The organism is Streptomyces sirii (assembly GCF_045690365.1).
Lineage (GTDB): Bacteria > Actinomycetota > Actinomycetes > Streptomycetales > Streptomycetaceae > Streptomyces > Streptomyces sirii.
In genome coordinates this window covers 1,952,918-1,974,439 of the sequence record NZ_CP147982.1, presented here as the reverse complement: position 1 = coordinate 1,974,439, position 21,522 = coordinate 1,952,918, and the positions used below count along the sequence as shown (strand labels likewise).

The window sequence follows — 21,522 nt, the reverse complement described above, 5'->3', positions numbered from 1 at the left end:
CCGGATACCAACCGATACATCTGACGCTCCCGCTAGCCGGTCCGTGCCGGTGGGAGCGCCACTGACGAGGAGAGAACGGCGCATGCCGAAGAACAAGACGCACAGCGGTGCCAGCAAGCGCTTCAAGGTCACCGGCTCCGGCAAGGTGCTGCGCGAGCGCGCCGGCAAGCGCCACCTGCTCGAGCACAAGTCGTCCCGCGTGACGCGTCGCCTCAGTGGCAACGCCGAGATGGCCCCGGGCGACGCCGCGAAGATCAAGAAGCTTCTCGGCAAGTGAGCCGCCGCGCCCCACACGACGACCGGGGCGCGCGACTTCGACCGGGACCCAATCGACTCGGGTCGTGTGACGACAACCACGACCCCGCTACAAGGAGTTAACAAGTGGCACGCGTCAAGCGGGCAGTCAACGCCCACAAGAAGCGCCGGGCGATCCTCGAGCAGGCCAGCGGCTACCGCGGCCAGCGCTCCCGCCTGTACCGCAAGGCGAAGGAGCAGGTCACCCACTCCCTCGTCTACAACTACAACGACCGCAAGAAGCGCAAGGGCGACTTCCGTCAGCTGTGGATCCAGCGCATCAACGCCGCTGCCCGCCAGAACGGCATGACCTACAACCGCTTCATCCAGGGTCTGAAGGCCGCCAACATCGAGGTCGACCGCAAGATCCTCGCGGACCTCGCGGTCAACGACATGAACGCGTTCGCCGCGCTCGTCGAGGCCGCTCAGAAGGCGCTTCCCAGCGACGTCAACGCCCCGAAGGCTGCCTGAACCCCAGCCTGACGACGTTGTGACGCGGACCCGCAGGCCCCGGCCTGCGGGTCCGCCGCATTTCCGGACCGGGCGCCGACGGACCGGCCCTCGTCCCCGCACGCACCGAACAACAGAAGTGAGCCGCCGCCCATGGGCACCCCCGAGCTGATCTCCCCGCGTTCCCCGCGCGTCACCGCCGCCCGGCGGCTGGCCCGCCGTGCCTTCCGCGGCAAGGAGCGCCGGTTCATCGCCGAGGGCCCGCAGGCCGTACGGGAGGCCATCGCCCACCGCGTCGACGGCACGCCCACCCTCATCGAGCTGTTCGCCACCGCCGAGGCCGCCGAGCGGCACGCCGAGATCGTCGAGGCGGCCCACGCGGCCGGCGTACGGGTGCACTTCGCCGACGACCGGACCGTCGCGGACATCTCCCAGACCGTCACGCCCCAGGGCCTGCTCGGCGTCTGCCGGTTCCTGGACTCGCCGTTCGAGGAGATCCTCGCCGCCCGCCCGCAGCTGATCGCGGTGCTCGCCAACGTCCGCGACCCCGGCAACGCCGGTACGGTGCTGCGCTGCGCGGACGCCGCCGGCGCGGACGCGGTCGTGCTGACCGACGCCTCGGTGGACCTGTACAACCCCAAGTCGGTGCGCGCCTCGGTCGGTTCGCTCTTCCACCTGCCGGTGGCGGTCGGCGTACCGGTCCAGCGCGTGGTGGAGGGGCTGCGGACCGCCGGCGTACGCATCCTGGCCGCCGACGGCGCGGGCGACCGCGACCTGGACGCCGAATTGGACACCGGCTCCATGGGCGGACCCACCGCCTGGGTCTTCGGCAACGAGGCCTGGGGCCTGCCCGAGGAGACCCGGGCGCTCGCGGACGCCGTCGTACGGGTGCCCATCCACGGCAGGGCGGAGAGCCTCAACCTCGCCACCGCCGCCGCGGTCTGCCTCTACGCCTCCGCCCGCGCCCAGCGCAGCCCCGGCGGCTGCCGCGCGGTGTCACCCGCCTGAGGGGCGTAGCGCGGATCGTCCCGGCACATCCGAGGCGAGCTAGTAGTCTTGCGTGCCGGGGGCCCGGGAGGGGGTAACGGGGATGAGTGTGAGGACTTCCGGCGTCACAGTCGCCACTGACAGCGGTTCGGCCGACGCAGCCGGTCGGGGACCATCGCCCGCCACCGGACCGGAGGCGTACGGGGCGGGACTCGACCCCGACGATCTACCCGACGGCCTGGTCGTCTCCGACGAGACCGGCCGGGTGGTCTGCTTCAACGCCGCGGCCGCCAGGATCACCGGAATCGCCGCCGAGGACGCGCTCGGCCGCCCCCTGGAACAGGCCCTGCCGCTCCAGGACGTCGAGGGCCGCCGCTGGTGGCGGCTCACCGATCCCTACGGCGGGCTCGCCATCCGCCGCGGCCAGCCCGAGCGCAATCTGCTGCTCGGCGGCCGCGAGGTGCTGGTCTCCGCCCGCTACGTCCGCAGCCGGCCCACGGGGCCCGTGCAGCGGCTGGTGATCGCGCTGCGCGGCACCGAGGCCCGGCGGCGTACGGAGTTGAGCCACGCCGAGCTGATCGCCACGGTCGCCCATGAACTGCGCTCGCCGCTGACCTCCGTCAAGGGGTTCACCGCCACCCTCCTCCAAAAGTGGGAACGCTTCACCGACGACCAGAAGCGGCTGATGCTGGAGACGGTGGACGCCGACGCCAACCGCGTCACCCGCCTGATCGCCGAGCTGCTGGACATCTCCCGGATCGACTCCGGGCGGCTGGAGGTCCGCCGGCAGCGCGTCGACATGATCGCCGCGGTCCGTCGGCACGTCCAGGCGCAGACCACCGCCGGCCAGCAGCCGGACCGCTTCCTGATCCGGATGCGGGAGCCGCTGCCGGATCTGTGGGCGGACCCGGACAAGGTCGACCAAGTGCTGGGCAATCTGCTGGAAAATGCGGTGCGCCACGGCGAGGGAACCGTCACCATCGAGGTCGGACCGGTAACGGACGCGACCAGCACGGAGGGGACGAGCGTCACCGTGAGCGACGAGGGCCCCGGCATTCCCGAGGAGTCGATGAGCCGCGTCTTCACCCGCTTCTGGCGGGGCAGCAAGCGCGGCGGCACGGGCCTGGGCCTGTACATCGTCAAGGGCATCGTCGAGGCGCACGGCGGCACGATCACGGTCGGCCGGGCCCCCGCCGGCGGCGCCCAGTTCCGATTTAGCCTGCCCGTCGCGACGCCGGCCTTCCTGGCCTGAGCACCGCGCGGCGGGCGCCCCGCAGGGGCTCGTGCGTGTCTTTCGGATCAGCCCGGCCCGATCCGAATGACACGCCCTCGGGCCGGCCGCGCCGCCCGTCCCCCTTAGACTTGACCTTTGGCACCTTTGGCGCACAGGCATCGCGGGCACAGCGCGGGCTCGGCATCCGACCTTTGTGATCGAAGAGCCGAGGCGAAGCGAGCCAAGCCAAGCCAGTCCACCGGAAGCACGGGAAGAGATGTCCGCACCCAATAAGTCGTACGACCCTGTCGAGGTCGAAGCCCTGAAACCGGAAGAGATCGCCGCCCGGCTGGACGAGGCGCTGGTCGCCATCGCCGCCGCGGGCGACCTCGATGCGCTCGCCCAGGCGAAGATCGCGCACACCGGTGGCACCTCACCGCTCGCCCTCGCCAACCGCGAGATCGGCGCCCTGCCCCCGCAGGCCAAGGCGGAGGCCGGCAAGCGCGTCGGCCAGGCCCGCGGCCGGGTGAACCAGGCGCTCAAGGCCCGCCAGGAGGAGCTGGAGGCGGAGCGCGACGCGCGAGTGCTCGTCGAGGAGGCGGTGGACGTCACGCTGCCCTACGACCGCACCCCCGCCGGCGCCCGGCACCCGCTCACCACGTTCATGGAGCGGGTCGCCGACGTCTTCGTCGCGATGGGCTACGAGGTCGCCGAGGGCCCCGAGGTCGAGGCGGAGTGGTTCAACTTCGACGCCCTCAACTTCGTGCCCGACCACCCGGCGCGCCAGATGCAGGACACCTTCTTCGTCCAGGGCAACGGCACCGAGGGCGACGAGAGCGGAGTCGTGCTGCGCACCCACACCTCGCCGGTGCAGGCCCGTACGCTCGTCGACCGCGAGCCGCCCGTCTACGTCGTCTGCCCGGGGCGGGTCTACCGCACCGACGAGCTGGACGCCACGCACTCCCCGGTCTTCCACCAGATCGAGCTGCTCGCCGTCGACGAGGGCCTGACCATGGCCGACCTCAAGGGCACTCTCGACCACATGGTCCGGGCGCTGTTCGGTCCGGACATGAAGACCCGGCTGCGGCCGAACTACTTCCCGTTCACCGAACCGTCCGCCGAGATGGACATGGTCTGCTACGTCTGCCGTGGCGAGTCCGTGGGCAACCCCGACCGCCCCTGCCGCACCTGCTCCAGCGAGGGCTGGATCGAGCTGGGCGGCTGCGGAATGGTCAACCCCAAGGTGCTCGTCGCCTGCGGTGTCGACCCCGAGAAGTACAGCGGCTTCGCCTTCGGGTTCGGCATCGACCGGATGCTGATGTTCCGGCACAACGTGGAAGACATGCGCGACATGTTCGAGGGCGACGTCCGGTTCACCCGGCCGTTCGGGATGGAGATCTGATGCGGGTCCCGCTTTCTTGGCTGCGGGAGTACGTCGACCTGCCGGCGACGGAGTCCGGCCGTGACGTACAGGCCAAGCTCATTGCCGTCGGCCTGGAGGTCGAGACCGTCGAGCGGCTCGGCGAGGGCCTCAAGGGCCCGCTCGTCGTCGGCCAGGTGCTGACCATCGAGGAGCTGGAGGGCTTCAAGAAGCCGATCCGCTTCTGCACCGTCGACGTCGGCGACGCCAACGGCACCGGCGAGCCGCAGGAGATCGTCTGCGGCGCCCGCAACTTCTCCGTCGGCGACAAGGTCGTGGTGGTCCTCCCGGGCGCCGTGCTGCCCGGCGACTTCAAGATCGCCGCGCGCAAGACGTACGGCCGTAAGTCGCACGGCATGATCTGCTCCGGCGACGAGCTGGGGATGGGCGACGACGGTTCGGGCGGCATCATCGTGCTGCCGCCCGAGTACGAGGTGGGCACCGACGCCATCGAGCTGCTGGAGCTCGTCGACGAGGTGCTGGACATCGCCGTCACCCCGGACCGCGGCTACTGCCTGTCGATGCGCGGTGTCGCCCGCGAGGCCGCCACCGCCTACGGACTGCCGCTGCGCGACCCGGCCCTGCTGGACGTGCCGCCGCCGAACACCGCCGGCTACCCGGTCAAGGTCTCCGACCCCATCGGCTGCGACCGCTTCACGGCCCGCACCGTCACCGGCCTGGAGCCCGAGGCGCGCTCCCCGATCTGGCTGCAGCGCCGGCTGCAGAAGGCCGGGATGCGCCCGATCTCGCTCGCCGTCGACATCACCAACTACGTGATGCTGGAGCTCGGCCAGCCGCTGCACGCCTACGACCGCACCACCGTGGACGGTCCGATCGGCGTCCGGCGCGCCACCCCCGGCGAGCAGCTGACCACCCTGGACGGCACCAAGCGGGTGCTGGACGCCGAGGACCTGGTCATCACCGACAACCGCGGCCCCATCGGCCTCGCGGGTGTCATGGGCGGCGCCAACACGGAGATCGCCGGCCCGGTCGCCGACCCGGAGACCGGACAGCCGCGCGGCACCACCGACATCGTGGTGGAGGCCGCGCACTTCGACGCGATCACCATCGCCCGTACGGCCCGCCGGCACAAGCTGTCCTCGGAGGCGGCGAAGCGCTTCGAGCGCGGCGTCGACCCGGAGGCCGCGTCGGCCGCGGCGCAGCGGACCGTCGACCTGCTGGTGCTGCTCGGCGGCGGCACCGCCGAGGACGGCGTCACCGAGGTCGTCTCGCCCCGCGGGCCGCGCACCCTCACCATCCCCGCCGACCACCCGGACAAGGTCGCCGGCGTCGCCTACGGCCGGGAGACCGTCGTCCGCCGCCTCCAGCAGGTCGGCTGCGACGTCTACGGCCAGGACGAGCTGGTCGTGACCGTGCCGTCCTGGCGGCCCGATCTCAGCGACCCCAACGACCTGGCCGAGGAGGTCATCCGGCTGGAGGGCTACGAGAACCTGCCCTCCACGCTCCCCAAGCCGCCGGCCGGCCGCGGGCTGACCGAGCGTCAGCGGCTGCACCGCCGGGTCGGCCGGGCGCTGGCCGGCGCCGGCTACGTCGAGGCGCTGAACTACCCCTTCACCGGCTCGCACGTCCTCGACCAGCTCGGCATCGAGGCGGACGACCCGCGGCGCGCGGCGGTCACCCTCGTCAACCCGCTGTCCGACGAGGAGCCCGACCTCCGTACGACCCTGATCCCGGGGCTGCTCGGCTCGCTGCGCCGCAATTACGGCCGGGGCACGCACGATCTCGCGCTCTTCGAGACCGGGCCGGTCTTCCGGGCGTCCGGTGACGAGAAGCCGGCCAGCCGGCTGGTCGTCGACCGCCGGCCGACCGACGACGAGATCGCCTCGCTGGACGCCTCCCTCCCGCAGCAGCCGCGGCGCGCCGCCGTGGTGCTCGCCGGGGGCCGTGAGCAGGCCGGCTGGTGGGGCGAGGGGCGCCCCGGGACCTGGGCGGACGCCATCGAGGCGGGCCGTACGGTCGCGCGGGAGGCCGGCGTCGAGCTGATCGTCCGTCAGGACCAGCACGCGCCGTTCCACCCGGGCCGGTGCGCGGCGCTGCTCGCCCTTGTCGACGGCGAGGAGGTGCTCGTCGGCAACGCCGGTGAGCTGCACCCGCGCGTCATCAAGTCGCTCGCGCTGCCGGAGCGTACGTGCGCGATGGAGATCGACCTGGACCGCCTGGAGCGGGCCGGCGCCGGTCCGCTGCGCGCGCCGAAGATCTCGGCCTTCCCGGTCGCGACCCAGGACGTCGCGCTGGTCGTCGACGACTCGGTCCCGGCGGCGGACGTCGAGAACGCGCTGCGCGACGGTGCGGGCGAACTGCTGGAGTCGCTGCGGCTCTTCGACGTCTTCACCGGCGAGCAGCTCGGTGCGGGCAAGAAGTCCCTGGCGTACGCGCTGCGCTTCCGCGCCGCGGACCGCACGCTGACCGCGGAGGAGGCCTCGGCCGCCCGCGACGCGGCGGTGGCCGTGGCCGTGGAGCGGACCGGAGCGGTGCTGCGCGGCTGACGCCGGCTGCCTGTGTGCGGGGCGAGGGCGCGGAGGGTGTGAGCCTTCCGCGCCCTCGCCCCTTCGTATGCGGTGGGTTCGGTCTCCGGTGGGAGGGCCGTGTGGTGCCTGTGGGGGACCGGCGGGGCGGGGAGACCATCGGATCCCTGCGCCATCACCCAATCGAGTGGTTATTTACCTATCGTCGCGGGATGGGCATATAACGTCGCGAGAATCGACGTGGTCGATGAGGCCCGCGTGACCGCGGCAGCGGGCCGAACCGATCGGCGCAACACCTGCAAGGGGCCACCGGCTAGGGGGACCATCGGCATGATCCGAACGTGGACGCGGGGCGCGGCACGCGCCGGCGCGGCCCGTGTCCGGCGGGCCGTGGTCTTCGTCCTGCCGGGCCTGTGGGTGCTCGGCGTGGTGGGCTGGGAGCTGTGCCACCCGACCAGCGGTCAGCTGCTGCAACTCCTCGCCGCCGCACCCGCCATCGCCTGCGCGGGCACCGGCCGCCGCCAGTGCGTCCTGCTGGGCGGGGTGTGCGCACTGCTCGCTCTTGTGCCCTTCGGCGCGGCGGGGCCCGGGGCCGAGCCCGGCACCCGTGCGCTGACCTGCGGTGCGATCCTCGCGGTGATCGGCGCCAGCTATCTGACGGCCGGCCGGCGGCTGCGGCTGGTGCGGGAGCTGGAGCGCACCCGCGAGGTCGCCGCGGCCGCGCAGCGGGTGCTGCTGCGACCGCTGCCGCCGCGGATCGACGGGCTGGTGCTGGCGGCCGATCACCTCTCGGCGAGCGAGGGCGCGGTGGTCGGCGGGGACCTGTACGAGGTCGTGGGGACCCGGCACGGCGTCCGGGCGGTGATCGGGGATGTGCGCGGGCACGGCCTGGAGGCCATGGGCATGGTCGCGGCGATGCTCGGCAGCTTCCGCGAGGTGGTGCACGACGAGCCCGAACTGGCCGGTGTGCTGCGCCGGTTGGAGCTGTCGCATCAGCGGCATCTGCGGGAGCGGGGGCGCGGCGAGCAGCCGATGGGCGGTGCGGAGGCGGTGAGCCCGCTCGCGGAGGAGTTCGTGACGCTGCTGCTGGTGCAGATCGCGCAGGACGGGTCGGTCACGGCGCTGAACTGCGGGCATCCATGGCCGTATCGGATCGACCGCGGGGCGGTGGCGCCGGTCGCCCTGGTCGCCCCGGCCGATCCGATGCCGCCGCTGGGGCTGTTTCCGCTGCCGGAGGAGCTGTCCGCGGTGCGGTGCGGTCGGCTGGAGCCCGGATCGGCCCTGTTCCTGCACACCGACGGGGCGGTGGACTCGCGGGACGCGGCGGGGGAGTTCTTCCCGCTGACGGAGGCGTTGCGCGACAGCGTCGCGGCGGCCGGGTCGCCCCGCGGCCCCGCGCCGTCCGCGGTGGTGGGCGAGGTGCGCGAGGCGCTGCTGCGGCATGCCGGTGGGCGGCTGACGGACGATGTGGCGCTGCTGATGCTCTGCAACGACCGGGCGCGGCAGCCGGCCCGGGCGGCCGGGGCGGGGCGGTGTTCGCTCTCGCTCGGCGGGCGCGGGACCGGCGGGGACGCCTCCTAGCTCCTGTCGTCGAACCCGTCGGCGCCCGTTTTACGCGGTGGCCTCCTTGCCGCTCAGCGAGGGGAAGCCGACGCCGGTCAGCTCCTCGGAGGCCGCCCACAGGCGCTTGGCGCCGTCCGGGTCGCTGGCCGCGGCCGACCTGCTGACCATCGTCGGCCCGCCGCGCATCTCGCCGAACCCGTCGGGGCCCAGATAGGCGGCACCGGGCAGGTCCTGGGTGGCGGCGTACAGCGTCGGCAGCGCGCCGGCCCTGTTGTCCTGGGCGATCACCTTGTTGCCGACCCGCATCAGCGCCCGCCGGACCGCGCTGGCGTCATGGCTCTGCAGATTGGTGGCGGCGTAGCCGGGGTGTGCGGCGAGGGCGCGCACGGTTGAGCCCGCCGCGGTCAGGCGGCGCTGCAGTTCCAGGGTGAACAGCAGATTGGCCAGCTTGGACTGGGAGTACGCCCGGTAGGGGGTGTATTCGCCGGTCAGGTCCAGGTTGTCGAAGTGGACGCGGGTGCCGGGGGCCTTGTGCGCCATGGACGCCACCGTGACCACGCGGTCGGTGAGGTGCGGCAGCAGCAGGTTGGTCAGCGCGAAGTGACCGAGGTGGTTGGTGCCGAACTGCGTCTCGAAGCCGTCCTTGGTGCGGGACTCCGGGACGGCCATCACTCCGGCGTTGTTGATCAGCAGGTCCAGTCCGCCCTGCCAGGACTCGGCGAACGCGCGCACGGAGGCGAGGTCGGCGAGGTCGAGGCGGCGCACTTCGAGCGTGCCCTTGGCGCCCTTGACGGTGGCGGCGGCCTCCTCGCCGCGCCCGACGTCCCGTACGGCGAGCACGACATGCGCGCCGGCCCGGGCGAGGGCGTCGACGGTGGCGAGACCGAGCCCGCTGTTGGCGCCGGTGACCACGGCGGTGCGGCCGGTCTGGTCGGGGAGGCGGGTGGCGTTCCAGGTGGGTGTGTGAGCCATGCCCTCAATGTAGGCAGCGCCAACAATGCTGTCAATGACAACAATGTAGCCAGTGAATACATGGGCGTTAGGATGGCGGCCATGCAGACTCGTCGCTACCACCACGGAGACCTTCGCGCCGCGCTGCTGGACCGCGCCGAGCAGACGCTCCGCGAGAAGGGTCCGGGAGCCCTGTCCCTGCGGGAACTCGCCCGTGACCTCGGCGTCAGCCACGCCGCGCCGAGCCGGCACTTCAAGGACAAGCAGGCGCTGCTGGACGCGCTGGCGCTCACCGGGTTCGAACGCATGGAGGCGGCCCTGACCGCGTCCCAGGAGGCGGCGGGCGAGTCCTTCGCCGAGCGGCTGGGCGCGCTCGTCCGCGCCTATGTGGACTTCGCCGTCGCCAACGCGGTACTCCTCGACCTGATGTACACGGTCAAGCACGAGCCGGAGGCGTCCGAGGCGCTGATCGCGGCCGCGCACCGGCTCGCGGCGATGGCCGTGGAACTGGCCGCGGACGGGCAACGCAGCGGCGACGTGAGGGAAGGCCCCGTCGAACGGATCGCGATGCCGCTCTTCACCACCCTGCACGGCTTCGCCGGGTTCGCCACCAGCGGCGTGCTCTCCGCGGACGAGGTCGCCTCCGGCCTCGACGACGTGATCGCGTACATGCTGCGGGGCTGCGCGGCGGACGGCCGTGAGGTCACCTGGTCCGAAGGGGCGCCCGGGCTCCACTGCCTGGTTCCGCGCCCGCCTCGGGGCACTTCACACCCCGTGTGAAGCGGGGTTCACTACGCTCGACTGGCGGAGTGCTGAAGTCGACAAGGCCATGAGCGGGGAGCCCCGGCGGCGGGTCCGCTCACCGGGAGGCCGTTGTGGAGCCCAATACCCTGCTCGATGCGATTCTCGACGAGGCCGGTATCTCGCACGCCGGGCTGGCCGCCCGGATCAACGGGCTGGGGCGGCAGCGCGGGCTGGCGCTGAGGTACGAACACACCGCGGTGGCCCGGTGGTTGAAGGGCCAGCGGCCGCGCGGCCAGGTACCGGACCTGATCTGTGAGATCCTCGGCGAACGGCTGCACCGGCCGGTCGGACTCGACGACATCGGACTGAGCCGCCCGGGACGCCAGAGCGCCCCCGACACCCCGTTGTCCGGCTTCGTCGAGCGGGCCACCGCGCTGTGGCGGTCCGACGAGCAGCAGCGGCCGCATGTGCTCGCCGCCCCCGCGCTCACCGGTACCTCGGCGGTCATCCCCGTATGGGAGTGGGAGAACCCGCCCGAGGACTCCGACGTCTCGCGCGACGGGCTGACCCGGGTGGGCCTCGCCGACATCGAGATGCTGCGCGCCGCGCGCACCCACTACGAGCAGATGTACCGCAAGGCGGGCGGTATCGCGACCAGAGCGCGCATCGTGGGATTCCTCAACACCGAGGCGGCGCCGCTGCTGCGGGGCAGCTACAGCGATGCGACGGGGCGTCAGCTCCACCGGGCGACCGGCGGGCTGGTCGCCGTCGCCGGCATCTGCGCCTACGACTCCGACGCCCTCGGGCTCGCCCAGCGCTACTTCCACCAGGCGCTGCGGCTGGCCAAGGCCAGCAGGGACCGCGGCCTCGGCGCGTACATCATCGCGCTGCTGGTCAACCAGTCCCTCTTCGTACGGGAGTACCGCCAGGCGGTGGCCTTCGCGGAGGCCGCGCTGCGGGCCGCGGGCCCGCAGATCACCCCGGCGCTCTCCGCGGACCTCTACGCGATGCAGGCCAAGTCCTACGCCCGGCTCGGCGACGGCACCAGCGCGCTGGCGTGCATCCGGCGCGCGGAGGCGGCCGCGGAGCGCATCCGGCCCGGCCTGGAGCCGGCCGAGACGGGCTATGTGCAGCCCGGCCTGGTGAACGTACAAGTGGCGGAGGCACTCCTCAGCCTCGGTGACCTGCGGGCCGCCCGGGAGCAGGCGGACGCCGCCGTCGACACCCCCGCCCACGACCGCGGACGGGTCCACCGGCTGGCCATGCTCACCCATATCGAGCTGCGCCAGGGCGATGCGGACCGGGCCGTGGCCAACGCCGCCCAGATGACGGAGCAGGCGCGGGGCATGGAGTCGCAGCGGCTGCGGGACCGGCTGCGGGCGGTGCGCGAGCATCTGGCGGAGACCGGGAGCTCCGCGACGGACGAGGCGGCCGATCTCATCGACGAGGTGCTGCGCGTTCCGCTCTGACCGGGCACGTGTCACCTTGCCGGTCCAACAGCGGAAGGTGGCAGTTACGTGCGGTGGAACAATCTCAGCGAGAAGCCCGTCTATGCGAACCCGTGGTTCCGGGTCAATCTGGCCGATGTGGCATTGCCTGACGGCCGCCACCTGGAGCACTTCCTGATCCGGATGCGGCCGGTCGCCGTCGCCACGGTGGTCAACGCGGCCCACGAGGTGCTGCTGCTGTGGCGGCACCGCTTCATCACCGACACCTGGGGATGGGAGCTGGCGGCCGGGGTCGTCGAGGACGGCGAGGACGTCGCGGCCGCGGCCGCGCGGGAAATGGAGGAGGAGACCGGGTGGCGTCCCGGCCCGCTCAGGCACCTGCTCACCGTGGAGCCGTCCAACGGCCTCACCGACGCGCGGCATCACATCTACTGGTCCGACGAGGGGGAGTACCTCGGCCTGCCGCAGGACGACTTCGAGTCCGAGCGGCGCGAGTGGGTGCCGTTGAAACTGGTGCCCGACATGGTGGGGCGAGGGGAGGTGCCGGCCGCCGGTATGGCCGCGGCCCTGCTGATGCTGCACCACATCCACCTGGGCTGAGCCGAATACGGGGCCGACCGGCCGCGGACGGGACGATTCTGCCGTCCGCCCGCGGCCGGGGGCTCATCGGCCGAGCGCCTGCCACAGGGCGACCACCAGTGCCGCGAGGCCCGTGAGCGCGGCGAGGGACGGCAGTGGCCAGCGGGTGCTCTCCAACCGCATGACGCGGGCGGTCAGTTCGTCCGCGTCACGCTCGCTCTGCTCGGTGCGCTGCGCCTGCAGCGCGAGTTGGCCGTCGACCCGGGCGGTGCGTACGTCGAGCAGACGCCGCAGCTCCGCTAAGTCGGCGGTGGTCAGGTCGGGTTCGGGGTGGGCGGTCACGGTCCGCTCCTCATTCCTTCGGTCAGTGACTTCGTCGTGCGTACGCGCCTCAGTCAACTGCGCTGCGCCGATGGGCGGGAGCGTGTGCGGTGGGCCGATACGGGTCCGCACTTCACACCCCGTGTGAAGTGACCGTGGGTGACGCCGCGACCGCGTTCGCACGGGGTGTGAACCCCGCACTCCCGACGGGGCCCCGCACACGCTCCCGTGGCCGCGCGCGGGGGAGTTGACTCGAAGTCCCCACGGGGAACCGAAGCCGGCGGATGGGCGCCCGCCGGCCCGGAGTCCGCCCGCCGAAACTCCCCCGAGCGGCGGGCGGGCAACTCCTCCATGATGGCGCTCAGGCCGACGCTGCGGGCAGCGAGAGCCCCCGCGCCACCGGGCCGCCGTCGGCGCTGCTCCAGGTGAACTCGCCCTGGAACAGCGCCACTTGGCGGTGTCGCGGCACCTTCTAGTACGAGTAGAACCCCGACCCGGACTTCCGGCCCAGCCGGCCCGCGTCCACCATCCGCTGGAGCAGCGGGGGAGCGGCGTAGAGCGGCTCCTTGTACTCGTGGTACATGGAGTCGGCGACCGAGACCACGGTGTCCAGGCCGATCAGGTCGGACAGCTTCAGGGGGCCCATCGGGTGGGCGCAGCCCATCTCCATGCCGTTGTCGATGTCCTCGCGGCTGGCGATGCCCGACTCGAACATCCGGATCGCGGAGAGCAGATACGGGATGAGCAGGGCGTTGACGACGAAGCCGGAGCGGTCCTGGGCGCGGATGGCGCGCTTGCCCAGCACGTCCTGCACCAGGGCCTCGGCGCGCTTGATGGTCTCCTCGCCGGTGGTGAGGGCGGGGATGAGCTCGACCAGCTTCTGCACCGGGGCCGGGTTGAAGAAGTGGATGCCGATGACCTGGTCGGGGCGGGAGGTGGCGACCGCCAGCTTCACCAGCGGGATCGACGAGGTGTTGGACGCCAGGATCGCGTCCGGCCGAGTGATCACCTGATCGAGGACCTGGAAGATCTCGGTCTTGACCTGCTCGTTCTCCACGACGGCCTCGATGACGAGATCGCGGTCGGCGAACTCACCGAGGTCGGTGGTGAAGCTGAGCCGATCGAGCGTCGCGTCGCGCTCGGCGACGGTGATCTTGCCGCGCTCGGCGGCTTTGCCGAGGGAGTTGGTCAAGCGGGTGCGGCCCAGCTCCAGAGCCTCGCCGGTGGTCTCGGCGACCATGACGTCCAGCCCGGCGCGGGCGCACACCTCGGCGATGCCTGCGCCCATCTGGCCGCAACCGACCACTCCGACGCGTGCAATGTCGGCAAATGAGTCCGTCACCTCGTGCCTTTCGCTGTTCTTCAGGACCGGCGGTACGCCGTAAGGGTCCGACGCCCGCCTCGGCCCCGACGTTACTCCGCGCGGTGCTGTGCTACGGCCGCCGGGGCGGGCATTCTGAGCCCTCAGGACAGGATGAAACGGACAAGCTGGGGACTTTTGATGAGACGGATCACACGAAGGGGCTTCGCGGTGGCCGCGCTCGGTGCGGCCTCCTCGCTGCTGGCGTCGGGTGCGGCGGCGCCCTCGGCGGGTGGGGCGCGGCGCGAGATGCGGGGCATGTGGCTGGCGACCGTCGGCAACCTGGACTGGCCCTCCGACGCGAGGCTCTCCCCCGCCGAGCAACAGCGCGAGCTGCGCGCCCACTTCGACTCGGCCGTCAAGCACCGGCTCAACACGGTCTTCTTCCAGGTGCGCGCCACCGCGGACGCGCTGTGGCCCTCCCCGTACGAGCCGTGGGCCCAGTCCCTGACCGGGCAGCAGGGCCGCGATCCCGGGTGGGACCCGCTGGACTTCGCGGTCCGCGAGGCGCACCGCCGCGGGCTGGAACTGCACGCGTGGTGCAACCCGTACCGGATCGCCCACCACACCGATCCGCAGCGGCTGGCCGCCGGCCACCCGGCCCGCCGGAACTGGTGGTGGACGGTCGCCTACGGCGGCAAGCTCTACTACAACCCCGGGCTGCCGGAGGTCCGTGCCTTCGTCCAGGACGCGATGCTGGACGCGGTCGCCCGTTACCCCGTCGACGGGCTGCACTTCGACGACTACTTCTATCCGTATCCGGTCGCCGGGGCACACTTCGACGACGACGAGGCGTACGACGCGTACGGCGGCGACTTCGACAGCCGGGCCGACTGGCGGCGGGACAACATCGACCGGCTGGTCCACGAGACGGCGCAGCGGCTGAAGGAGGGGGGAGCGCGGTCCGGGCGCCGGGTGCGGTTCGGCGTCAGCCCGTTCGCGGTCTGGCGCAACCAGAGCACCGACCCGCAGGGCTCCCGTACGCGGGCCGGGGTGGAGACCTACGACGGCATGTACGCCGACACCCGCCGCTGGGTGCGCGAGCGCTGGCTGGACTACATCGCGCCGCAGGTCTACTGGCCGCTCGGCACCGAGGGCGCCGACTACGCCGAGCTGGTGCCTTGGTGGTCACGGACCGTCGAGGGCACCGGCGTCGACCTCTACATCGGCGAGGCGCTCTACAAGGCCGGCACCAGTGAGCCGGCCGCCTGGAAGAACCCGGCCGAACTCTCCCGGCACCTCACCTTCGCCCGCGGCTACCCGCAGGTCGGCGGGCATATCTACTTCTCGGCGAAGGAGGTGGCCAAGGACCGGACGGGTGCGCTGGCGCGCGTCGTACACGATCATTACGGCAGTCCGACACGGCCGTAGCGGCCTTCCGCCACGGCCGTCGCGAAAATCCGTGTGCGGTGCCTTATCGGCCGGGGTCGATGTCGGAGGTCTTCGCGTGCCGGACGACCGAGTCGGGGCCGGGCGACATGATCGCTTCGTGTCCGTCCTCGGTACGGACACGGTACGGCGGATCGCCGTTCGTCCCCAGTACCTCGATGATCTCGACGACCCGGTCGTGATGTCCCACGGTCCTGCCGTGCACCACCAGCCGGTCGCCCTTGGTCGCGTGCATCAGGGGTCCTCCACGCTTCGGGCGGCCATGGACCCGTACGGCCGACGACGCTACGGCCGAGCGGTTGAACGGCCAACGATTTCAACGGGTGACGGGCCGGACGCGGCCCGGACGGCGGTACGCGCCATCGCGGCAAGTTTACGTCCGGAAGCGGGGGGCGCACCTTGGAAGGTCGTCCGTGATTTCCCGTTCGCGCTTTCCCCTCCGCCCACCCCCCTTTGGGGGGTGGGCGGGCCAGGAGCGCGGGTACGCGGCGCTTCCCGGTGGGCCGGCGTTCGCGTCGTGCCTCCCGATGGGCGGCGGTTACCCCCGTGCCCTCTGGGTGACCGCGATGCAGGCCAGGACCGCCAGTGCCGCCGCGGGCGCGGCCGGCGGCAGCCGCTCGCCGAGCAGCAGGACGGACCACACCAGAGTCAGCAGCGGCTGGGCGAGTTGGAGCTGGCTCGCCTTGGCGATACCGATCGCGGCCATTCCCCGGTACCAGACGACCATCCCGAGGAACTGCGAGCCGAACGCCAGCCACAGCAGCCCGCCGACCGCGTGCGCGGTCAGCCGCAGTGGTTCGGTGGAGAGGGCGACCGCCGCGCCCGCCACCGTCACCGGGAGCGCCAGCACCAGCGCCCAGCCGATCACCTGCCAGCCCGGCATATGGCGGGCCAGCCGGCCGCCCTCCGTATAGCCGGCCGCGCACACCAGCAGCGCCGCGAACAGGAGCAGATCGCCGTGACTGGGCGCCCCGCCGCTCTGCTGCACCGCGAAGCCGATGACGACGACGGCGCCGATCAGCGAGGCGATCCAGAAGGTGCGGGAGGGCCGGGCGCCGGTCCGTAGGGCGGAGCCGGCGGCGGTGGCCAACGGCAGCAGGCCGATCACCACGGCCGCATGAGAGGTGGTGGAGGTCTCCAGGGCGAGCGTGGTCAGCAGCGGGAAGCCGAGGACCACACCGCCGGTGACGACCGCGATCCCCGCCCAGTGGCGGCGCTCCGGCACGCGCACCCTGAACACCGCGAGCGCGCAGCCGGCCAGCGTGGCGGCCAGCACGCTGCGCAGCATCACCACCGTCCAGGGGCCCATGCCCTCCAGCGCCCAGGAGGTCGCGGGGAGGGTGAGCGAGAAGGCGGCGACGCCGAGGGCGGCGAGCAGGACGCCGCGGGTGGCTACGGAGCCGTGGGCGGTGGGGGCGACCGTGCGGGTGCCCGCGGCGGCGAGGTGCGGGGCGCCCTGGCCGGCGGCGGACGGGGTGTCGACCGCTATCGCATCCGAGGCAGTAGCGCTATCGTTGGCTCTCATGCAAGAGCGTAGCAGTGGAGCAGAACTCGCCGCGACCCTGCGCAGGGAGCTGGACCGCTACTCCCCGGGTGAGAAACTGCCATCGAGTCGTGCCCTCGTGGAGCGGCATCGGGTCAGTCCGGTGACCGTCTCCCGGGCGCTCGCGGAACTGGCCGCCGAGGGCCTGGTCGTCACCCGGCCCGGCGCCGGCGTCTTCCGGGCCGAGCCCCGCGCCGAGGCGCCGCGGCCGCTGGACACCTCCTGGCAGGAGATCGCGCTGAGCGCGGAGCCGGCCGCCGACCAGGTGCCGCGCAGCGTGGACGCCTCCGGCGTGCTCGCCACGCTCGCCAGACCGGCCCCCGGAGTGATCGAACTCAACGGCGGCTACCTCCACCCCGGTCTGCAGCCCGAGCGCGCCCTGGCCGCCGCACTGGCGCGGGCCGGTCGCCGGCCGGGCGCCTGGGGGCGGCCGCCGGTCGAGGGCGTGCCGGAGCTGCGCGCCTGGTTCGCGCGGGAGATCGGCGGCCCCGGTGGCGCGCTCTCCGCGAGCGACGTGCTGGTCACCGCGGGCGGCCAGAACGCGCTGACCGCCGCGCTGCGCGCGCTCGCCGCGCCCGGCGCTCCGGTGCTCGTCGAGTCCCCGACCTACCCGGGCATGCTCGCCGTCGCCCGCGCCTCCGGTGTGCGGCCGGTGCCCGTGCCGATCGACGCGGACGGGGTGCGTACGGATCTGCTCGCCGACGCCTTCCGTGCCAGCGGCGCGCGGCTCTTCGTCTGCCAGCCGCTGTTCCAGAACCCGTCCGGGGTGGTGCTCGCGGGGGAGCGGCGGCGCGAGGTGCTGCGGGTGGCCCGCGCGGCCGGCGCGTTCGTCATCGAGGACGACTTCGCGCGGCTGCTGGGCCACGGCGACGCCCCCGCGCTCCCGCCGACCCTGATGGCGGAGGACCGCGACGGTACGGTCGTGCACATCCGCTCCCTGACCAAGGTCACCTCGCCCAACCTCCGGGTGGGCGTCCTCGCCGCCCGCGGCCCGGTCCTCGACCGGCTGCGTGCCGTCCAGGTCGTCGACAACTTCTTCGTCCCGGGGCCGCTGCAGGAGGCCGCCCTGGAACTCGTCGGCTCGACCGCCTGGCCCCGCCATCTGCGGCTGGTCGCGGGCGAGTTGACCGCCCGCCGCAACGCGCTGACCGCTGCCCTGCGCACGCGGCTGCCCGCGCTGGTCGAGCAGGGGCCCGGCCCCGGGACGGCGTACGGCAGGGACCGCGGCCGACCCGGCGGCCTGCACATCCCGCCGGGCGGGTTCCACCTCTGGCTGCGGCTGCCGGACGGTACCGACGAGGCGGCGCTGACCGGCGCGGCGCTGCGGGCCGGCGTCGCGGTCGCGGCCGGCCGGCCGTACTTCGCCGCCGAGCCGCCGGCCGGGCATCTGCGCATCAGCTTCGCGGCCGCGGCCGGCACCGGTGAACTCACCGAGGGTGTCCGCAGGCTGCGCACGGCCTGCGAGGAGGTGGGGTGCGGGTGAGCTGAGGGGCGCCGGCGGGCCGCGGCGTCGCACCGCCTCCGGCGGTTCGACGCGGCCCCGGCTCTTCTGCGAACCTCCCGGCATGAACGATCACGCCCTCGACGGCTACGAGCTCAGCCCCGACCCGGCCCGCCTCGACGCCGACCTGGTCCACCGCTGGCTGTCCACCGACGCCTACTGGGCGCTGGACCGCCCCCGGGAGCTGCATGACCGCGCCGTCGCGGGCTCGCTCAATTTCGGTCTGTACGAGTCCGGGTCAGGCCGCCAGGTCGCCTATGCCCGGGTTGTCACCGACCACGCCACCTTCGCCTGGCTGTGCGATGTCTATGTCTGCCGCGACGACCGCGGCAGGGGCCTGGGCACGGCCCTGGTGGAGGCGATAGCCGAGCATCTGGCACCCTGCGGGCTGAGCCGGCTGACGCTCGCCACCAAGGACGCCCACGGCGTGTACGAGAAGGTCGGTTTCCGGCCGCTGGTGGCGCCGGAGCAGTGGATGACGCTCGGACTGGTCGACCCCGGTCCTATCGTGATCTGACCAACAGGAGCTTTCAGGGCGGCGGTGCTCTTACCATCGGCGAATGAGCGTTCGACTCAAGCTGCTCGCCGCGGCCCGCAGCTCCTCGCTGCTCGCGACGCGGTTCGACGACGACCGCCCGCTCGACGCCGCCGGATGGCACGCGGCCGAGCGGGCGGCTCCTGTGCTGTGCCGCCTGGCCGCCGCCGAACTGCGCTACTGCTCGCCGTCGGCCCACTGCCGGGAGACCGGCGACGCGCTGGGCCTGAGCCCACTCGCCCAACCGGCGCTACGGGACTGCGACATGGGGCGCTGGCGCGGCCGCACCCTGGGCGAGGTGACCGCCGCTGAGCCCCGCGCGGTGGAGACCTGGCTCGGCGATCCGGGCTCGGCCCCGCACGGCGGGGAGTCGCTGGTGGCCTTCATCACCCGCGTCGGCGGCTGGCTGGAGACCCGGCCGGCCGGGGACACCGCCGGCCTGCTCGCGGTCGCCGAGCCCGGTGTGGTGCGTGCCGCCCTGGTCTACGCGCTCCAGGCGCCGCCGCACTCGTACTGGTGCATCGACGTTCAGCCGCTGTCGGTGACCACCCTCACCCGCCGCTCCGGCTCGTGGAACCTCCAGTTGGAGGGCTGAGCCGCGCCACCCGGAAAGCCCATCCCGCCACCTCGGCTGCCCGGGGCGGGCGCGCCCGTGTGACCTGCGGAAAGAGCGCGCTGAGCGTCGTCGCCCCGGTACGCGGCCCCGCGGGCGGCGCACCATCGAGGTGCGCACTCCCCGGCCTGGCGCTTGTCTCGTTCTATGCACATACGTCACATTCCTCTGTATGCGCTGGCAGCCGGCGCCCTGGCGGTGACCCTCCTGCTCTTCGGCGGCGGCGACGGCGAGGGGGCCGACGCCGCCACCGGCGCCGTGACCGACGCGGTGAAGGGCGCGGTGAAGGGTGCGGTCAGGGACGCCGTCTCGGGCGCCGGCCCCGCCTCGGACGGCTCGCACCCGGTGGTCGTCGAGCCCGCCACCGTGGCGCCCGGCGCCGCATTCACCGTCTACGACGGCGGTAACTGCCGGGGCGAGTCGGCCGAGGCCGGCTTCGGCGGCGCGGACATCCCGGCCCTCCCGCTGACCCCCCTCGACGGTCGGTCCGGCGGCACCGCGACCATGCCGCAGGGCATCGCACCCGGTACGTACCCGGTCACCGTCACCTGCGGCGGGGCGGGCGGCGGACCGAGCCCCGCGGCGTACGGAGCGTCCGGCGACCAGCAGAGCGGCGGTGACGGCCGGCAGGCCTTCGCCGGCACCGTGACCGTCTCCGACGCATCCGGCGGCACGGACGTCTCCGGCGGCACGGACGCCTCCGACGGCACCGACGCCTCCGGCGGTACCGACTCCTCCGGCGGCGCCGACGACGTCGTACCGCAGGGCGGTTCGCACACCGGCCTCGGCGGCGCCGCCCGCACCGGCCCGGTCGGTACGGCGCTCGGCGGTGCGCTGCTGCTGGGCGCGGCAGGCTGGGGAGTCCTCACCCGCCGTCGACCCCGCGGCCCCCGGGGCTGACGGCGGTGCACGCACACCCGCCGTGGCGCGGCGCCACCCTCGGCCTGGTCATCGGCCTCGTCACCTGTCTCCTGGCGGCCGGCGCCCTCGCCCTCGCCGCCACCCGGCTGCGCGACCGCGACGCCACCAGCGAGGTCGACGGCGGTACCCACACCGTGCCGCGCACCGAGATAGCCAGAAGCGTCAGCGGCCAGCTCACCCTGCCGTTCCGCCACGGGCCCGACGCGGTGCGGTGCTTCGGCGACCTCCGGCCCGTGCCGGCCGCGGCGGTGCGCTGTACCGCGCACTTCCCCGTCGGCCCCGACCGGCAGCTGACCGTCGAGGTCACCCGGGTCCGGCACGACAAGGTCACCTACCGCCGGCGCGCCGTCCCCCGCTGACCGACCGGCAGCCGACCGTCCGGTGCGGCCGGACGACCGGGCCGGCGGGTGGCCCCGCGGTCTACCGCCCGAGCCGCACCGCCGTCGCTCCCCGCGTCAGCCAGGCGTTCGCCGCCTCGACCCGGCTGCTCACCCGCAGTTTCGCGTAGGCGTGCTCCAGGTGCTTGTCGACGGTGCGCGGGCTGATCGCCAGGCGGTGGGCGATCTGCTGGTTGCTCAGCCCGCGGGCGAGCAGGGTCAGGACGGCGGACTCCCGGCGGGTGATCAGGGGCGGGAGGGCGCGCGGCGGAGCGAGCCGGTCCATGGCGTGGCTGAGCCGGGTGCGCAGCAGGGCGGCGGCCGCCACGTCGTCGTCGGAGAAGTCGCTGCCGCTGCGGCTGATCGCCATGCACACCTTGCGCGGCACGCCCTCGGCGTACCCGGCCGGGAACGACATCGCGAGCTGTTGCTCGGCGCCGAACGGCCGGTAGACGTCGGCGTAGACGGCGAGGGAGTGGAACTCGCTGCGGGTCTGGAGCGTGGAGCGGCGCATCGGCGTGCCGGGACCCGTCGTGGTGTGCCGCACCAGCGAGTCGGTCGCCGCCTCACGGGCGAACGCGTCCCGTACGTCCTGGCTCAGCAGATCGGCGGGGAGGGTGAGCGGCCGGTCGGCGGCGCCGGCGCGGGGCGACCAGATGATGCTGTCACCGGGGACCGCGGAGAGCATCACCGGAAGCAGTGCCGGGACGAGGGTCTCCTCGTCGACGGCATCGATCAGCAGGTCCACGACGGCGAGAATGCGTCGCAGTCCGGCCTCCGCGGCCGCATTCATACCTCCAGCGTACGAGCGGGTAGGGGGCAGTCAA

The 21,522-nt window shown here is 73.1% G+C and carries 22 protein-coding genes; 16 read left to right on the top strand and 6 right to left on the bottom strand.

Features of this window, described 5'->3' with window-relative positions:
- Window positions 1-82 precede the first annotated feature (82 nt).
- The 7 genes from rpmI (at window position 83) to WAB15_RS08950 (ending at window position 8,431) form a co-directional block, all read left to right on the top strand.
- Entirely contained in the window at window positions 83-277 is a 195-nt protein-coding gene (gene rpmI / locus WAB15_RS08980) for a 50S ribosomal protein L35 (protein WP_085925914.1), read from the top strand.
- Between the two features lie 104 nt (window positions 278-381).
- Window positions 382-765 carry a 50S ribosomal protein L20 gene (gene rplT / locus WAB15_RS08975; protein WP_384428642.1) on the top strand — a complete coding sequence of 128 codons (384 nt, stop codon included), beginning with the start codon at window positions 382-384 and terminating at the stop codon, window positions 763-765.
- Between the two features lie 132 nt (window positions 766-897).
- Window positions 898-1,752 carry a TrmH family RNA methyltransferase gene (locus WAB15_RS08970; RefSeq protein WP_399144264.1) on the top strand — a complete coding sequence of 285 codons (855 nt, stop codon included), beginning with the start codon at window positions 898-900 and terminating at the stop codon, window positions 1,750-1,752.
- An 82-nt stretch (window positions 1,753-1,834) separates the two neighbouring features.
- Window positions 1,835-2,983: an ATP-binding protein gene (locus WAB15_RS08965; protein ID WP_407285897.1), complete on the top strand. Its 1,149-nt coding sequence runs from the start codon at window positions 1,835-1,837 to the stop codon at window positions 2,981-2,983.
- A gap of 238 nt (window positions 2,984-3,221) precedes the next feature.
- Window positions 3,222-4,346 (top strand): phenylalanine--tRNA ligase subunit alpha, encoded by a 1,125-nt coding sequence (gene pheS, locus WAB15_RS08960; RefSeq protein WP_399144262.1) that lies wholly within the window; start codon window positions 3,222-3,224, stop codon window positions 4,344-4,346.
- On the top strand, window positions 4,346-6,871 hold the full coding sequence (gene pheT / locus WAB15_RS08955) for a phenylalanine--tRNA ligase subunit beta (RefSeq protein WP_399144261.1): 2,526 nt from the start codon (window positions 4,346-4,348) through the stop codon (window positions 6,869-6,871). The genes pheS and pheT overlap by 1 nt, the downstream gene beginning before the upstream one ends.
- Window positions 6,872-7,180: 309 nt before the next feature.
- A complete protein-coding gene (locus WAB15_RS08950; protein WP_407285896.1) occupies window positions 7,181-8,431 on the top strand; it encodes a PP2C family protein-serine/threonine phosphatase in 1,251 nt (416 codons plus the stop codon).
- Window positions 8,432-8,461: 30 nt separating this feature from the next.
- Here the strand turns inward: WAB15_RS08950 and WAB15_RS08945 are convergent, their stop codons facing one another.
- A complete protein-coding gene (locus WAB15_RS08945) occupies window positions 8,462-9,385 on the bottom strand; it encodes an oxidoreductase (RefSeq protein WP_399144258.1) in 924 nt (307 codons plus the stop codon).
- 81 nt (window positions 9,386-9,466) lie between these two features.
- Here WAB15_RS08945 and WAB15_RS08940 point away from each other — a divergent pair, with 81 nt between their 5' ends.
- From WAB15_RS08940 to WAB15_RS08930, 3 genes are all read left to right on the top strand, one after another.
- A complete protein-coding gene (locus WAB15_RS08940) occupies window positions 9,467-10,144 on the top strand; it encodes a TetR/AcrR family transcriptional regulator (RefSeq protein WP_407285895.1) in 678 nt (225 codons plus the stop codon).
- A 95-nt stretch (window positions 10,145-10,239) separates the two neighbouring features.
- Window positions 10,240-11,577, top strand: a complete 1,338-nt coding sequence (locus WAB15_RS08935; protein WP_407285894.1) for a transcriptional regulator — start codon at window positions 10,240-10,242, stop codon at window positions 11,575-11,577.
- A 48-nt stretch (window positions 11,578-11,625) separates the two neighbouring features.
- Window positions 11,626-12,156 carry an NUDIX domain-containing protein gene (locus WAB15_RS08930; RefSeq protein WP_399144254.1) on the top strand — a complete coding sequence of 177 codons (531 nt, stop codon included), beginning with the start codon at window positions 11,626-11,628 and terminating at the stop codon, window positions 12,154-12,156.
- A gap of 63 nt (window positions 12,157-12,219) precedes the next feature.
- Here the strand turns inward: WAB15_RS08930 and WAB15_RS08925 are convergent, their stop codons facing one another.
- Both WAB15_RS08925 and WAB15_RS08920 read right to left on the bottom strand, forming a co-directional pair.
- Window positions 12,220-12,477, bottom strand: coding sequence for a hypothetical protein (locus WAB15_RS08925; protein ID WP_399144253.1), 258 nt, complete (start codon window positions 12,475-12,477; stop codon window positions 12,220-12,222).
- A 451-nt stretch (window positions 12,478-12,928) separates the two neighbouring features.
- Window positions 12,929-13,798, bottom strand: a complete 870-nt coding sequence (locus tag WAB15_RS08920; RefSeq protein WP_407285893.1) for a 3-hydroxybutyryl-CoA dehydrogenase — start codon at window positions 13,796-13,798, stop codon at window positions 12,929-12,931.
- Between the two features lie 159 nt (window positions 13,799-13,957).
- On the opposite strand from WAB15_RS08920, the gene WAB15_RS08915 reads away from it, so the two are divergent.
- Window positions 13,958-15,187: a glycoside hydrolase family 10 protein gene (locus tag WAB15_RS08915; protein ID WP_407285892.1), complete on the top strand. Its 1,230-nt coding sequence runs from the start codon at window positions 13,958-13,960 to the stop codon at window positions 15,185-15,187.
- 43 nt (window positions 15,188-15,230) lie between these two features.
- Here the strand turns inward: WAB15_RS08915 and WAB15_RS08910 are convergent, their stop codons facing one another.
- The gene (locus tag WAB15_RS08910; protein ID WP_399144188.1) at window positions 15,231-15,440 is read right to left on the bottom strand and encodes a DUF1918 domain-containing protein; all 210 of its coding nucleotides are present in this window, start codon (window positions 15,438-15,440) and stop codon (window positions 15,231-15,233) included.
- Window positions 15,441-15,743: 303 nt separating this feature from the next.
- On the bottom strand, window positions 15,744-16,730 hold the full coding sequence (locus WAB15_RS08905; RefSeq protein WP_399144187.1) for a DMT family transporter: 987 nt from the start codon (window positions 16,728-16,730) through the stop codon (window positions 15,744-15,746).
- Between WAB15_RS08905 and WAB15_RS08900 the strand changes: the two genes are divergently transcribed.
- The 5 genes from WAB15_RS08900 (at window position 16,729) to WAB15_RS08880 (ending at window position 20,677) form a co-directional block, all read left to right on the top strand.
- A complete protein-coding gene (locus WAB15_RS08900; protein WP_407285891.1) occupies window positions 16,729-18,231 on the top strand; it encodes a PLP-dependent aminotransferase family protein in 1,503 nt (500 codons plus the stop codon). The two genes, WAB15_RS08905 and WAB15_RS08900, sit on opposite strands and share 2 nt — an antisense overlap.
- Before the next feature lie 82 nt (window positions 18,232-18,313).
- Window positions 18,314-18,766, top strand: a complete 453-nt coding sequence (locus tag WAB15_RS08895) for a GNAT family N-acetyltransferase (protein WP_399144185.1) — start codon at window positions 18,314-18,316, stop codon at window positions 18,764-18,766.
- A gap of 43 nt (window positions 18,767-18,809) precedes the next feature.
- Entirely contained in the window at window positions 18,810-19,379 is a 570-nt protein-coding gene (locus WAB15_RS08890) for a histidine phosphatase family protein (protein ID WP_399144184.1), read from the top strand.
- A gap of 165 nt (window positions 19,380-19,544) precedes the next feature.
- The gene (locus tag WAB15_RS08885) at window positions 19,545-20,297 is read left to right on the top strand and encodes a hypothetical protein (RefSeq protein ID WP_407285890.1); all 753 of its coding nucleotides are present in this window, start codon (window positions 19,545-19,547) and stop codon (window positions 20,295-20,297) included.
- Window positions 20,298-20,302: 5 nt separating this feature from the next.
- Window positions 20,303-20,677 carry a DUF4333 domain-containing protein gene (locus tag WAB15_RS08880; RefSeq protein WP_399144182.1) on the top strand — a complete coding sequence of 125 codons (375 nt, stop codon included), beginning with the start codon at window positions 20,303-20,305 and terminating at the stop codon, window positions 20,675-20,677.
- Between the two features lie 61 nt (window positions 20,678-20,738).
- Here the strand turns inward: WAB15_RS08880 and WAB15_RS08875 are convergent, their stop codons facing one another.
- Window positions 20,739-21,488 (bottom strand): response regulator transcription factor, encoded by a 750-nt coding sequence (locus WAB15_RS08875; RefSeq protein WP_399144181.1) that lies wholly within the window; start codon window positions 21,486-21,488, stop codon window positions 20,739-20,741.
- Window positions 21,489-21,522: the final 34 nt, after the last annotated feature.

What these genes read in the sequence shown, in the direction of transcription:
- WAB15_RS08900 (WP_407285891.1), top strand. Translation starts at nt 16,729, where the DNA reads ATGCAAGAGCGTAGCAGTGGAGCAGAACTCGCCGCGACCCTGCGCAGG.
- WAB15_RS08950 (WP_407285896.1), top strand. Translation starts at nt 7,181, where the DNA reads ATGATCCGAACGTGGACGCGGGGCGCGGCACGCGCCGGCGCGGCCCGT.
- pheS (WP_399144262.1), top strand. Translation starts at nt 3,222, where the DNA reads ATGTCCGCACCCAATAAGTCGTACGACCCTGTCGAGGTCGAAGCCCTG.
- WAB15_RS08915 (WP_407285892.1), top strand. Translation starts at nt 13,958, where the DNA reads ATGAGACGGATCACACGAAGGGGCTTCGCGGTGGCCGCGCTCGGTGCG.
- WAB15_RS08965 (WP_407285897.1), top strand. Translation starts at nt 1,835, where the DNA reads ATGAGTGTGAGGACTTCCGGCGTCACAGTCGCCACTGACAGCGGTTCG.
- pheT (WP_399144261.1), top strand. Translation starts at nt 4,346, where the DNA reads ATGCGGGTCCCGCTTTCTTGGCTGCGGGAGTACGTCGACCTGCCGGCG.
- WAB15_RS08890 (WP_399144184.1), top strand. Translation starts at nt 18,810, where the DNA reads ATGAGCGTTCGACTCAAGCTGCTCGCCGCGGCCCGCAGCTCCTCGCTG.
- WAB15_RS08940 (WP_407285895.1), top strand. Translation starts at nt 9,467, where the DNA reads ATGCAGACTCGTCGCTACCACCACGGAGACCTTCGCGCCGCGCTGCTG.
- WAB15_RS08895 (WP_399144185.1), top strand. Translation starts at nt 18,314, where the DNA reads ATGAACGATCACGCCCTCGACGGCTACGAGCTCAGCCCCGACCCGGCC.
- WAB15_RS08875 (WP_399144181.1), bottom strand. Translation starts at nt 21,488, where the DNA reads ATGAATGCGGCCGCGGAGGCCGGACTGCGACGCATTCTCGCCGTCGTG.
- WAB15_RS08885 (WP_407285890.1), top strand. Translation starts at nt 19,545, where the DNA reads ATGCACATACGTCACATTCCTCTGTATGCGCTGGCAGCCGGCGCCCTG.
- WAB15_RS08970 (WP_399144264.1), top strand. Translation starts at nt 898, where the DNA reads ATGGGCACCCCCGAGCTGATCTCCCCGCGTTCCCCGCGCGTCACCGCC.
- WAB15_RS08910 (WP_399144188.1), bottom strand. Translation starts at nt 15,440, where the DNA reads ATGCACGCGACCAAGGGCGACCGGCTGGTGGTGCACGGCAGGACCGTG.
- WAB15_RS08905 (WP_399144187.1), bottom strand. Translation starts at nt 16,730, where the DNA reads ATGAGAGCCAACGATAGCGCTACTGCCTCGGATGCGATAGCGGTCGAC.
- WAB15_RS08945 (WP_399144258.1), bottom strand. Translation starts at nt 9,385, where the DNA reads ATGGCTCACACACCCACCTGGAACGCCACCCGCCTCCCCGACCAGACC.
- rpmI (WP_085925914.1), top strand. Translation starts at nt 83, where the DNA reads ATGCCGAAGAACAAGACGCACAGCGGTGCCAGCAAGCGCTTCAAGGTC.